Below are 13562 nucleotides of genomic sequence, written 5' to 3' on the forward strand. Positions count from 1 at the left end.
AAAACGGGCCTAATCATCCCGCTTTTTTTGGGCCGCGCGTTCTCTTCAAGGGTTTGACGTAGATTTCGAGCTTGTGCCCGACGATCTCGAAACCATGCTTTCGTGCGATCTCTTCCTGAAGCCGCTCGATTTCATCGGACCGGAATTCGATAATCGTGCCGGTTTCCATGTTGATCAGATGGTCGTGATGCTCCTGATCGGCAGTTTCGAAGCGTGCGGGGCCATTTCCAAAGGAATGGCGCTCGAGAATGCCGTTATCCTCAAGGATGCTCAGCGTCCGGTAGACAGTGGCGATGGCGATGCCGGGATCGATTGCGGTGACGCGGCGATGAATTTCCAGCGCGTCGGGATGATCCGACGCCTCGGACAAAACCTTGGCTATCGCCTGCCTCGGAGCGGTCAGGCGCAGCCCCTTCTCCTTGCAAAGCCCGACAATATCTTTTTTTTCATCCATGGATCAGAACCCAAATATCCTCGGCATGCCGCAATTATCGTGATTCTGCGGCGATATTCCACGCCAAGCCTAGGCGCAACCTCATCTGCTTTACAGTCATCGTCACCGCGTCGCAACGATCCGGCGAAGACGTCTCAATTATCCCCGGGGCACACACGACAGCTCTTCGCGGGATCGCCGCGCTGATATCACAACCCTCCCCCTTGAAGGCGATTAGCCTCTCGCAACCTTGAAAAGATCGTCATATGCGCATTCGCGGCACGTCGTTGGGATCGAGGCGCAGCTCGATCAGGACAGGGCGGTTGCGGTTCCTGATGGCGTCAAGAGCGCCTTCAAGCTCATCAGCCGAGCTGACCGCGACGCCATGTCCGCCGAGCGCGGTCGCGACATCGGCAAATGAGGGCCAGTTGAACTGGGTGAGACCCGGATCCATCTTCCGATCGCGAAACTGGATATGTTCGGCTCCGTAGGCCGAATCGTTGCAGACGATGACGATCAGGTCCTGACCGAGACGTACGGCAGTGTTGAACTCGTTGACGCCGCTCATCATGAAGCCGCCATCCCCGGTGAAAAGCGCCACCGGCCGATCAGGCGCGGCGACGCTTGCGCCGATCGCTTCCTGCAATCCAAGACCGATCGAGCCGAAATTTGCCGTCACGACGAAACTGCGCGGGTCGCTGACGGAAATCCGGCACCAGACCTCGGTCATGAAACGCCCGCCGTCGGTCACGAGCACTCGGTTCTTCGGCAGGGCCTTTTCCAGCTCCTCGAGCGCCCAGATGTAGTTCACATATCCCGCATTCGTCTTGCCGCGCTGATCACGCGGATGGGTGGTCAGCGAAGGGACATCCAATTCACGCGTGAAGCCGCTCGGCGGAATTTCCGCCACGTCCAGCCAATGGACAAAATTGTCTGCCGTCAGGCCCGCATCGGCCACCAGAGCCGCATCCGGATGAATGTTCTTGCCGATGGCGCGTGCATCCATATCGATCTGGACGACGCGCTTGCCCCTCAGGAGCTTGCTCCTATCAGTCGTGAAATCATGCAATCCCGCTCCGAAACAGATCAGGCAATCCGCCTTGGCAATCAGGTCATAGGCGGCAGGTGTGCTGAGCGTACCGAAAATATCCATATTATAGGGATGGCCGCCGAAGAGCCCCTTGGCTTTCAAGGTCGTCGCAAGCGGCGCTTCCAGTCGGTCCGCCAGGCGGATGAGCTGATCGCGCGCATCGCAAGCTCCGCCGCCTGCGAGGATGAGCGGCCGTTTTGCCGAGGCGATCATGCCGATGGCCCTGTCGAGCGCGTCGCCCTCTGGCACATAGCCGGGAGCATCGAAGACTTCGAACACAGCCCGCTCGTGCGCCTGTTCACACCACATGAAATCAGCTGGCATGTTCAAGACGATCGGACGCCGCTCGACCCGGGCGCGATAGAAAGCGCGGGCAACGTCCCAGGTTGCGGTTTCCGGCGAGCGCATCTGCTCGAAACCGGCGCCGGTGGCCTTGACGACCTCGCGCTGGTCGATGCTCTGAAGATGGTGCGGGTTGACGACCGGCGTGTCGCCCGCCAGAAGCACCATGGGGATGGAGCCACGGGCACCTTCGGTGAGCGCAGTGACGCAATTGGTCAATGCCGGACCGTGGGTCACGCTCGCGACACCCACCTTTCCGGAGACATGGGCATAGGCGAGCGCCATCAGGACCGAGCTCCCTTCATGGGCCGCCGGCACGAAGCGGCCGCCGCATCCGCGCACATAGTGGTCGATCATGAAAAGGTTGGCATCCCCCATGAGACCGAACATCGTGCTGACATCATGATCGCAAACCGCGCGCGCAATCGACTGGTAAACATAAATGGCATTCTCGGTCATCTTGAGTATTTTCCCCTCCTGCGGCGCCTCAAATCGTTGACGCTCAGAATATCAGCAAGGGCGTGCAAGGGGTGCGCAAGTTCGAGATAGAGAACCTGTCTGCGCGCAAGATAGTTGCCATGATATGGAAGGAAATGCACGATGCGTGCGTCGACGCTCAAAGGCTCACAGCAGGGTCCAAGCCCGCCATCCTATCGGGAAGATGGACAGGCGGTTCTGGAACGCGAGGTATCAGAAGGATCGAACGAGTTTTTCCTGCAACTCTGCAGCCACCGATGAAGGAAAGCCAACGCTCCTATCAGGAAGGATGAGAGGTCTCGCCTGCAAGTTTCTACTTCGTCTCATCAAGCTTATTATAAGCTGCCTGTATGATATCGATGTCGGCGGCGTGACCGATGCCGGCCAATTTATAGAGCACATCGCCAACGGCTTTATCCACGCGTGGCTTGTTCTTCGAATAGACTTTCTCGACGATCGGCTGGATTGCATCTTCGGCACCGTCAGCTGCGAAATAGAGCTCCAAGGCTCGATACAAAAACGCATCGCGACGATCATTCAGATCCAATAGGGACTCGTCGCCGACGATCGACGCAAGCAGCCTGACTGCCTTGTTTTGATATTCGCTCATTATACCCTACCCAAATCTTCTGAATGATACTCGAACCGGAAAATGGACTATATGTTTCTGCACATATAGTCTTTCCCGAGACTGAACCGACCTCAATGGCCGCATCGTCAATTATGCCGACGCGGCCGATATGAAGTTGCCCGTCTCGGCGGCATGGGATCTTTCCGCTTGCCCGCTCCACCGGCGGAAAACGGTGGTCGACCAACCAAACCAACGCGGGCATGGCCTTCTGGTAAGGTGTTTCGCATTTTTCTATAAAGTCATGACACGGCGCACACCGTAACGTGCAAGGCTCGTTTGGAGGAAACGAGAAACGCAAAGGTATGGAGGAGATTACCTTGGCAGCAGCCTCAGAGGAAAATACCGCACGCCTATCGCCTGAAGATGAAAAGCTCAGCCTTGGTGCCAATCTGGCCTATGGTCTTCAACATGTCCTGACCATGTATGGCGGCATCGTTGCCGTTCCGTTGATCATCGGCCAGGCATCTGGCCTTACACCGGCCGACGTCGGCCTGCTTGTGACCGCATCGCTGTTTGCCGGCGGTCTCGCGACTATCCTGCAGACGATCGGAATACCGTTTTTCGGCAGCCGCCTTCCCCTCGTGCAGGGCGTATCCTTTTCCGGCGTCGCGACGATGATCGCCATCACCGGACATGGCGGCATCCAGACCGTTCTTGGCGCAGTCATTGCGGCGTCGTTCATCGGGCTCCTCATCACGCCCGTCTTTTCCCGCATCACACGCTTCTTTCCGCCGATCGTCACCGGCATCGTCATTACCACCATCGGTCTCACGCTCATGCCGGTTGCAGCGAGTTGGGCGATGGGTGGCAACCGGAACGCGCCGGATTTCGGCAGTCAGGCCAACATTCTGCTTGCGGCCGTGACGCTCATGATCGTGCTGCTGCTCAGCAAGCTGGGCAGTTCTGCCATATCGAGGCTCTCGATCCTGCTCGCCATCGTCATCGGCACGGGCATCGCCTATGCGGTCGGCTTAACGGATTTCTCCCGGGTGATGAACGGCCCCTTCGTCGCCCTGCCACAGATCTTCCATTTCGGCTATCCCGTGTTCGACATGGCGGCGATCATCTCGATGTGCATCGTCATCATGGTGACGCTGGTCGAGACCTCCGCGGATATCCTCGCCGTCGGCGAGATCGTCGGCACCAAGGTTGATGCGCGCCGGCTCGGCAACGGTCTGCGCGCCGATATGCTCTCCAGCATCCTGGCGCCTGTCGTCGGCTCCTTCACGCAGAGCGCCTTTGCCCAGAATGTCGGCCTCGTGGCCGTGACCGGCATCAAGAGCCGATTTGTCGTGGCAACCGGCGGCCTCTTTCTCGTCGCCCTCGGCCTGCTGCCGATCGTCGGCCGCATCGTCGCTGCCGTTCCGAGTTCCGTCCTTGGAGGAGCAGGCCTCGTCCTGTTCGGCACCGTCGCTGCGAGCGGTATTCGCACACTCGCCAAGGTCGACTACGAGAACAACATGAACCTCATCATCGTGGCAACCTCGATCGGTTTCGGCATGATCCCGATCGCCTCGCCGGGCTTCTACGAGCATTTTCCGGCATGGGTCGTCACCATCTTCCACTCCGGCATCAGTTCCGCCGCCCTGATGGCAATCACGCTGAACCTGCTATTCAACCATCTGACAACCGGCAACTCGGATCAACAATCGGTTTTCGTTGCCGGAACCGAGCGCCTGATCCGATATCAGGATATCGCCAGCCTGCATGACGGCGATTATTTCCTGAACGGCAGGCTTTATGACGCCAAGGGCGCGGAAGTGCCGTTGATCTCCGCGGAAGCCCATTAGACGCAAGCGTATCTGCTTCGACGGTTTCAAAACGTTTCGGCGTTTTGGAGCCGTTTTCCTTTAAACCAGGCCGCCGTTTCCCCAAGCTCGCAAATAGACCGGAAGTCATCAGCACGATCCGCATTTATCCTTGGACAAGGCATCTGAACGAGTTTGCGTAAGACAGTGTCGACTAATGGTGGTCGGCACAACGCGATTCGCCCATGCATTTCCGGCATATAGTTTGTATGTATAACTTACTATATTTTGGAGATTTTGCCAAAAATAACATACATTTGGAATGTTTATTAAGTATATCTATCTAATATACTTGATATACATACTAAGATCGCGTTAGTTTATGGTGTAATTTTGCATCTGTGACGAATTTATGAAGAGAAATACATAACAACTGCGAATTATTCTATTCCGATGTGCCAGCAGCCTCGTTAGCTTGCCTGCACGGAAGTCTTTCGGGCTTTCGGTAAGAGGGAACGGCCAGATGAACGTGGTGGAGATCCTCCGACTGCATTCCGGTCTGGCAAATCGATTGGAGAAAAAATGAATATCAAGAGCCTTCTTCTCGGCTCCGCTGCTGCCCTTGCAGCAGTATCCGGTGCTCACGCGGCTGACGCTGTTGTCGCTGCCGAGCCGGAGCCCCTGGAATATGTCCGCATCTGCGACGCATACGGCGCAGGTTACTTCTTCATCCCGGGCAGCGAAACCTGCCTCAAGATCGGCGGTAAGGTTCGTACCGAAGGTCAGTGGTACGACCCCTACAACCCGAGCGCTCGCTTCGGCACGAAGTGGCATACCCGTGCTGAGCTGCAGCTGCAGACGGCAACCGACACCGAATACGGCCCGCTGAAGACCAACACCGAGCTGCGTTGGGACTGGAACGACGGCAACGCGACGTCCACCAACCTGCTGCACGCCAGCATCAGCCTCGGCGGTTTCCTCGTTGGTAAGGAAGACTCGCAGTTCAACGTCTTCACCGGTTATGCCGGCGACGTCATCAACGACGACGTTGTTTATGACGGCCCGTACGAACTCAACCAGATCACCTACAACTACGACGCCGGCAACGGCTTCTCGGCTGTGATCTCGCTCGAAGACACGAACTCCGGCTCGGGCGCAACTGGCTCGAATGGCGAAGACAGCTCGGATCACTACGCTCCTGACGTTGTTGCCGGTGCTGGCTTCAAGTCCGGCGCATGGGGCTTCAAGGTCGTCGGCGGCTACGACTCGATCGTCGAAGAAGGTGCTATCAAGGCTCGTGTCGATGCTGACTTCGGCGTCTTCTCGGCCTTCGTCATGGGTGGCTGGAACACCGACGGCAGCAAGCTCAACAAGTATGCCGGCGCGAACGGCGGTGGCGCTGCCTCCGGCATCGGCTGGGGCGACTGGGCAGTTTGGGGCGGCGCAAGCGTTCCGATCAACGAAAAGCTGAAGTGGAACTTCCAGGTCGCCTACACCGACTCGAAGATCTTCTCGGCAACAACGAACCTCAAGTTCAAGCCGGTCAAGAACCTTCTGGTCGAGCCGGAAGTTACCTACACCAACTGGGACTCCATCAATCAGGACCAGTGGGCAGGTATCCTCCGCTTCGAGCGTAGCTTCTAATCTGATCTGAACTAGACCTCCGATCAGAGACGGAAGAAGACCTGGTTTCCCTCCGGGTCTTCTTCTTTTCTATTTTATTGCAGGCTGTATTTTTTGGCAGCCATTCCAGGCCGCATATTGCCCGCGAAATCCAAGGTCGAACGACTATCGCACGACCGGTGACGGTTGCGCATTATTATGTCATCCCCGCCAGCCTCAATCATCGCGGCGCTCGCTGTTGCACTACCCAGCCTCATCTCGACCGAAGGATGAGCCGCCGATCCGAGAGTGATCCCGCCAAGCCTACCTCGGCACAGCTATCGAACAGCTTGCGCGGCGCCGTCTCCGGCATTCGAAGGTCGACTTCGGCACCCCTAGCTTCGAATTCGTTGAGGGTCGTCACACTCGCTTCACGCAAATGTTTCGAAAATCTTTCCCAAAGGAAAGCATCTGTCTGGTTGCCAAAAAACCATAATTGTTCCACCTAGATTATAGATTGAACATTTAACGTTGAGAATCGGGCCAAGACTTGATGCGTACGAAATATGGTTTCCTCTGCCTGTTCCTGGCATTTGCCTCATCGGCATACGCTCTGGAAGCCGGTTCACCGCCAGTTTTGACACCGCTGCCGCAGCAGGCGCAGGCCGCTCATTTGACAGCGCAGTTTCTGCAACGCTTCCACTATAAGCCCGTTCCCCTGGACGACGTCCTGTCTGCCAGGATCATGAATCGCTTCATCAAGTCCCTCGATCCGGATCGTGTCATCTTTCTGCAGAGCGATATCGACAAGTTCATGGCGGGCAGCACCAAGATCGATGACGCCATCAATCAGGAAGACCTGAATATCCCGTTTTCCATTTTCAATGTGTACGAGCAGCGTGTCGTCGACCGCATGACCTATGCGCGCAGCCTGCTCAATCAAAAGTTTGATTTCACCACCAAGGAAGACTACTCGCTGGTGCGCGACAAGGAGCCTTGGCCACAGACCGAAGCGGAAAGCAACGATCTCTGGCGCAAACGCGTCAAGAACGACTGGCTGCGCCTGAAACTTGCCGGCAAGGATGATGCCGCCATTCGCGATACGCTCGACAAACGCTACGAAAACTCCCTCGAGCGCGCCTATAAATACAAAAACGACGATGTCTTCCAGACATTCATGGACGCCTACACGACGTCGGTCGACCCGCATACCGATTATTTCGGCGCGACCGCCTCGGCCGAATTCGATATTTCGATGAAACTCTCGCTGGTCGGTATCGGCGCAGTCCTGCAGGAAAGGGACGACTATACCACGATCCGCGAACTGGTCGCCGGCGGCCCGGCACAGCTGTCCGGCAAGCTTGCGGTCGGCGATCGCATCATCGGCGTCGGTCAAGGCGAGAACGGCCCGATAAAGGAAGTCGTCGGCACGCGGCTCGATGAAATCGTGCAGATGATACGCGGCGCCAAGGGTTCGGTCGTGCGCCTTGACATTTTGCCTGGTGATGCCGGGCCGGATGGCAAGCATCACGTCATCAGCCTCGTACGCGACAAGATCAGTCTCGACAAGCAGGCCGCCAAGCAGACGATCCTGTCGGTGAAAGACGGCAATACCACGCGCAGGATCGGCGTGATCACCCTGCCGGCTTTCTATGAAGATTTCGAAGCGCGGCGCAAGGGCGACAAGGATTACCGCAGCGCCAGCCGCGACGTCGCCAAGCTTCTCGGCGAGTTGAAGCAGGAGAAGGTCGACGGAGTCCTGATCGACCTGCGCAACAATGGCGGCGGCTCGCTGGCCGAAGCAATCGACCTGACGGGCCTGTTCGTCGGCAAGGGTCCGGTCGTCCAGCAGCGCGACGCCGGCGGCGAAGTAGAGGTCGAGAGCGATGATCTTGCCGCCCCGGCCTGGACCGGCCCCGTCGGCGTGCTGATCAATCGCGGCTCGGCATCGGCCTCCGAGATCTTTGCAGCAGCGATCCAGGATTACGGTCGCGGCGTGATCATCGGCGAACCCAGCTTCGGCAAAGGCACGGTGCAAACCGTGGTCAATCTCGATCAGGTGGCCCACAATCAGAAACCGAAATTCGGCGAGCTGAAGCTGACGGTCGCTCAATTCTTCCGCGTCAACGGCGGTACGACACAGTTGCGCGGCGTGACGCCGGATATCAGCCTGCCGGGGCTTTCCGACCTCAAGACTTTCGGCGAGTCGAGCTACGACAACGCACTGCCGTGGACGCAAGTAAAGCCCGCGAACTATAAGCCCTGGGGCGACATCCAGGCACTGCTGCCGCAATTGCAAAGCCGCCATGACGCGCGAGTGAAGGATGACCCGGAATACCAGCGCTTCATGGAGGACGTCACCACGTTGAAAGAACAGCGCGACAAGAAGGTCATTTCTCTCAACGAAACCGAACGCCGCAACGAGCTGACTGCCCAGGCAAGTCGTCTCAAGTCGCGCGGACAGGTGAATGATGGCATCGATACCGGCGAAGATGATGGCCTGCAGGCCAATGAGCGCAGCCTGAGCGCCGATATCGCCATCGAAAAGGCCCGCAAGAACGCAAAGGATATCCTGCAGAACGAGGCTGCCTCCATCGTTGCCGACGAGGCGGATCTGCAGGCCGGCATGTCGAGGGCCGCGGCAAAGTAGTCACGAAGTTGCATCGTGTCGCTCACGGCAGAGGGAGACGATCTCGCTGCCGTGACGTGGACCGGCCTCTTGGCTGCCGCTTGCAGCCAGAACAGAATACCGAAAAGTGTGGATGATTTTCGGGCGAGCTCATGCTCTATTTCTTTGATTTCAGAGTGAATTCAGATTTTAGATCGAATGGGACTGAAGTCATCCAGCTCCATGGCCTCAGCTACGTTTCAGCTAGCCGTTGTAGGCTATGTGCGTGCGAATACTTGCGCCCCCAACAAAGTTTCGCACGAGGCGCCGATAAGGCTCTCTGCTCTGCCTCACGACAATGAGGCAGAGCTCCTCTCGCCTGCATCATGCACAGCGAGCCTTGGCTGTACGGTCGAAGGCCTTGGATAGCGTCCATCGGCCATCTCAATTCACCCTGACAAAAGCGGCAAGGACTAGTTTCATTTCACCCGCGCAGCACGCCAGCGCATATCTTCCCGGACGGCCGCGACTGCCTCTTCGCATAGTGTACGAAATTGGCTAAGAGGCCATATGTTTGAGCTCGTTTCGATCGCCACCGCCCATCAGGAAGTCAAGCGAAGCCGGTTCGTTGCAACAGCCGCGCCGATTGCCGATATCGACGCTGCAAAGGCGTTTGTCGCGCAGCACTCGATCATGGATGCCAATCACAATTGCTGGGCTTGGCGTGTCGGACAGAACTATCGCTTCAGCGATGATGGCGAGCCGAGCGGTACGGCCGGCAAGCCGATCCTCCAGGCGATCGACGGTTTCGAATTGGATATGGTGGCCGTCGTCGTGACGCGCTGGTTCGGTGGCACTCTTTTGGGTGCTGGCGGATTGATCCGCGCCTATGGCGGCACCGCCGCGATATGTCTGCAAGGCGCGGAGAAAAGAGAAATCGTCCCGACAGTCGCCGTGACGATCGATGTGCAGTTTTCCCATCTTGCTCTCGTAAAAGCGAAGCTTCTCGCCGAGGTCGGCGTTCAGATTCTGGAGGAACGCTTCACCGAATCCGGAGCCGTGCTTAGTGTGACCATAGGCGCCTCGATTGTCGAACGGATCGTCGGCAACATCCAGGATCTCACAAGCGGTCGGGCTACCGTCAAGTTGGATTGATCGGAACACTCAGAGAGACGCCGGACGATAGCGCTCTCCCATCGCAGCGATAGGGTGGGGATAGGCAATCAATCGCCGGAGAGTAGAACGCCCTCAGGCGACCCCGGTACGGAAGCGGCCGCCCGCAGCAGGCCATGAAATCCAACCCAAAGCGCGATCGACCCGAGTGCGAAGCTGCCGAGGATCGTGAACATCGCGCCATAGCCGATCTCCTGCGCCAGCCAGCCGCCGATCGCCGGGCTCAGGGATGCGCCGACCCCTTGCATGGTCATGACGACGCCCTGCCCGACATTGATGCGACCGGTTCCGTTCAGGATACGGGCGACGAGCGTTGGCACGGCAACGCTCTGCAGACCCGCGCCGATACCGTCGAGAACCTGAACGGGATAGACGCCCCAGGAGGTAATCAGATGCGCCGCGACGAAACCGCGGATCGGCAAGGAGAGGAACGAAACCAGCAGCACGAGCCATTGCCCTCTCCTTTCCGCCATGTGCATCGCGATCAAGGAGGTGATGATCATCGTGCCCTGCGCCACCACCACGGTCAGGGCGACGAAGCTTGCGGGATCGGCATGACCGGCGGAGACGACGGCCAGCCCGAACAACGGCAGCATCGCCCCGTTGCCGAGATGAAACAATGCAAGCGCGCCCGCGAGGATGAGCAGCGGTTTCGATTCTGCAAGCACCTTGAAGCCGCTCGGTTTTCGATGTCTTGCAGGCTCCACCTCATCTCGCGGGCCAGCGGCAGCAAGGGTCGCGCCACGCGCTTCATCATCGTCGATCGCGTCCGCCGGGATCATCAGCACGGAAATGATGGTGAGCACGCCAAAGACGGCCGACAGCCAGAATACGGCAGTAAGCCCGAACATCCAGCCGAGCCATCCCGACAGTCCGGCACCGACCAGGTTACCGGCGTGATTGAACGCCTGATTGTAGCCATTCTGCCGATTGAAGCCGGCCTGCCGGACAATACCGAGAGTGATGCCATTGAGGGCAGGCCCGATCGCGGCGCCGGCAATGGCGGTCGCAACCTGCGACAGCGCCACGACCCAGAAGAGCTGCGACACCAATATGATCATGGACGCCAGAACAGTACAGATACCCAGCACGATCACGCATGTGCGCTTATGCGTCGTCTCATCGATGAAGGCTCCGGCCGGTGCCATCATCACCATGCCCGCGATCCCGCCGATCGTCATGACGGAACCGATCGATCCGCTTTGCCAGCCATGGGCGACGAGGAAAACACCAAGGAAGGGACCAATGCCGGCCTGAACATCGGCCATGAAGAAATTCAGAAACTCTAGTGGGATGAGAGCTCGGGCTTGCTGGCGGTCGAGGGGAGAAGAGCGCGACAATTGACAACCACCTGGTTCCTGAGATCGTCAAATGAAAAGCGCTCGACGGCAAAAGGTTCCTTGTGCGTTGAGAGAGGCGTGGCCTAGGCCCGCGCCTGCGGCGTCTCCGTCGTGAACGCGATTTCCTGGCCAAAGGACAATTCAAGCGTATTGCCATCGGGATCGGCGATATAGGTCCAGCAACCGACCGGAGGTCCATCGTCGCGCGGCTTCGATCTCAAAATGCCCCGGCGTTCGGCTTCATCGGCCTGGTACAGCACCTCTTCACGTGTCGAACAGGCAATGCCGATATGGCCGAAAGGCCCGAGCGGCGTATCCTGCAGGCTGCGCGAGGCGACGAGAACGAGCGCAAAGGGACGCAGACCGTCCGCCATCCATGCGACAGCGTCCAGAGGCTCCCTCGCCTCCCGGCGGTGGATGACGTGAAGACGGGCAAATTCCTCATAGAAAACGACGCTCCGGTCGAGATCGCGCACCAGAAGCGCGACATGCGATAACCCCAGATCCTTGTTTGACGATTGGCTCATGATCAATTCTCCTTTCCCTTTCAATGTGGATCATCGATATTGGGAATGGAAATCGAAAGACGGTATCTATCCCATGCAGGAAATGAATAATATCGCCGCGTCGGACCTCAATCTTCTGCTTGTCCTGGAGGCGCTGCTCGAAGAACGCCACGTCTCGCGCGCCGCCTTGCGGCTCAATCGCTCGCAACCGGCGGTCAGCCACGCCCTGGCAAGGCTGAGGGATATCTTCAACGATCCGCTACTGGTCAGAGGCAGCGATGGGATGCAACCGACCGCGCGAGCACTGCAGCTCGCCGAGCCGCTGTCGGAAGCCCTTGCGCTCGTGCGTTCCATGGTGGAACAGCCCCTATTCGGTATCGGCCAGACCGAGCGGCTTTTCCGCGTGTCGCTCTCGGATTACGGCGCAGCCATTCTCTTACCAGCCCTTGTCTCGCGACTGAGGCAAAGCGCCCCGCTCGTTGATCTCACCATCGTCTCCTACGGCAGAGAGAGAGCTCTTGCCGCCTTGACGGATGGCGAGCTCGACCTTGCCGTTGGCGTCTATCCGACATTGAAACAGGCGAGCCATCGCGATCTCAACAGCACATTGCTGTTCGAGGAGAGCTTCGCCTGCCTGGTGGATGCCAAGTCCACATCTGTGCCCCTGGATCTTGCCGCCTATCTGTCGCGGCCTCATGTTCAGGTTTCCGTCGCGCTGCAGGACAGCAGCGAGATCGACACAGCGCTCTTGCGACTGGGTCACAAGCGCCGGATCGCCGTTCAGATTCCACATTGGTCGACCGCGCCGGACCTCGTGCGCGGCACGGATCTCATATTGACCACGGCGCGACGCAGCATAGAGCATTTGTCAGGCCACGGTCTTCTATGCCTCGAGGTACCCTTCGCGCTGCCGAGCTTTCCTTTCGTCCAGACCTGGCATCGTCGCCGCGATCGGGATGCGGCGCATCATTGGCTCCGCGGGCAGATCGAGGGCTTGGTGCGGCAGGCAGCATGAAACGCAGGCGATAGACCTCTGGGGCAAGTTCGTTGGGATCGGCCTTAACGGGATCATACGTTTCCCGATGGAGCGCAACCATGTCCGCATCCACACGGAAGGTAGAGCCTATTCTCGTCATGTCGGGTCCATGACTGGCGCACGGCCTCTTTCGATATAACGCCGGCAACGCATACGCTTGCCCGACCCGGATCGCCGGCGGAAAAGTTCCACAATATAGGCGAAAGTCCGCACAGCTGAAAAAAGAGAAGGATTCGGAGGGAAAGCCGAATCCTTCTCGTCTTGATCGGAGGTCAACCGATCGGGGTGGGCAGCCGCATCGGATTGGAACGATGGGCTGCTGGTACCGACACAAGGTGTCGGATGCTGGTCGGACTCGGGGTTTGAAAACTCCCCCTCACCCAAGCTTGGCTCCTATATACATACATTCGGTATGTTTGACAACCAATTCGATGCGGATTAAGGCAGCATCTGGAAAAAATGTTGTTGGCACTTGGCGCTGCATTCATATTCCCGCAGCCATAGGCAGTTATTTGACCAGGCGGATTCGCTCAGCGTAATACGGGAGCGCTGAACGCGACGAACGACGAGGATGCT

At 58.2% G+C, this 13562-nt stretch carries 10 protein-coding genes; 5 read left to right on the plus strand and 5 right to left on the minus strand.

The features are described 5' to 3' along the window. Window positions 1–13: 13 nt before the first annotated feature. The 3 genes from AC13Q5_RS28515 to AC13Q5_RS28525 form a co-directional block, all read right to left on the minus strand. A complete protein-coding gene (locus AC13Q5_RS28515; protein ID WP_075854956.1) occupies window positions 14–454 on the minus strand; it encodes a Fur family transcriptional regulator in 441 nt (146 codons plus the stop codon). 241 nt (window positions 455–695) lie between these two features. After that, window positions 696–2324: a thiamine pyrophosphate-binding protein gene (locus tag AC13Q5_RS28520; protein WP_488503959.1), complete on the minus strand. Its 1629-nt coding sequence runs from the start codon at window positions 2322–2324 to the stop codon at window positions 696–698. A 331-nt stretch (window positions 2325–2655) separates the two neighbouring features. Next, the gene (locus tag AC13Q5_RS28525) at window positions 2656–2952 is read right to left on the minus strand and encodes a hypothetical protein (RefSeq protein ID WP_244557918.1); all 297 of its coding nucleotides are present in this window, start codon (window positions 2950–2952) and stop codon (window positions 2656–2658) included. A gap of 323 nt (window positions 2953–3275) precedes the next feature. Here AC13Q5_RS28525 and AC13Q5_RS28530 point away from each other — a divergent pair, with 323 nt between their 5' ends. From AC13Q5_RS28530 to AC13Q5_RS28545, 4 genes are all read left to right on the plus strand, one after another. Then, entirely contained in the window at window positions 3276–4763 is a 1488-nt protein-coding gene (locus tag AC13Q5_RS28530; protein WP_488503960.1) for a nucleobase:cation symporter-2 family protein, read from the plus strand. 540 nt (window positions 4764–5303) lie between these two features. Next, a complete protein-coding gene (locus AC13Q5_RS28535) occupies window positions 5304–6365 on the plus strand; it encodes a porin (RefSeq protein ID WP_075854958.1) in 1062 nt (353 codons plus the stop codon). Between the two features lie 511 nt (window positions 6366–6876). Beyond that, complete coding sequence (locus tag AC13Q5_RS28540) at window positions 6877–8973, plus strand: carboxy terminal-processing peptidase (protein ID WP_488503961.1); 2097 nt, start codon at window positions 6877–6879, stop codon at window positions 8971–8973. A gap of 528 nt (window positions 8974–9501) precedes the next feature. After that, window positions 9502–10086 carry an IMPACT family protein gene (locus AC13Q5_RS28545; RefSeq protein ID WP_488503962.1) on the plus strand — a complete coding sequence of 195 codons (585 nt, stop codon included), beginning with the start codon at window positions 9502–9504 and terminating at the stop codon, window positions 10084–10086. A gap of 68 nt (window positions 10087–10154) precedes the next feature. Here AC13Q5_RS28545 and AC13Q5_RS28550 read toward each other — a convergent pair whose 3' ends face one another. Continuing rightward, window positions 10155–11372 carry an MFS transporter gene (locus AC13Q5_RS28550; RefSeq protein ID WP_488503963.1) on the minus strand — a complete coding sequence of 406 codons (1218 nt, stop codon included), beginning with the start codon at window positions 11370–11372 and terminating at the stop codon, window positions 10155–10157. 155 nt (window positions 11373–11527) lie between these two features. Further along, window positions 11528–11971: a VOC family protein gene (locus AC13Q5_RS28555; protein ID WP_488503964.1), complete on the minus strand. Its 444-nt coding sequence runs from the start codon at window positions 11969–11971 to the stop codon at window positions 11528–11530. 73 nt (window positions 11972–12044) lie between these two features. Between AC13Q5_RS28555 and AC13Q5_RS28560 the strand changes: the two genes are divergently transcribed. Next, window positions 12045–12965, plus strand: coding sequence for a LysR family transcriptional regulator (locus AC13Q5_RS28560; protein ID WP_488503965.1), 921 nt, complete (start codon window positions 12045–12047; stop codon window positions 12963–12965). Window positions 12966–13562 lie beyond the last annotated feature (597 nt).

It is taken from the genome of Martinezella sp. CNPSo 3964, assembly GCF_057784375.1.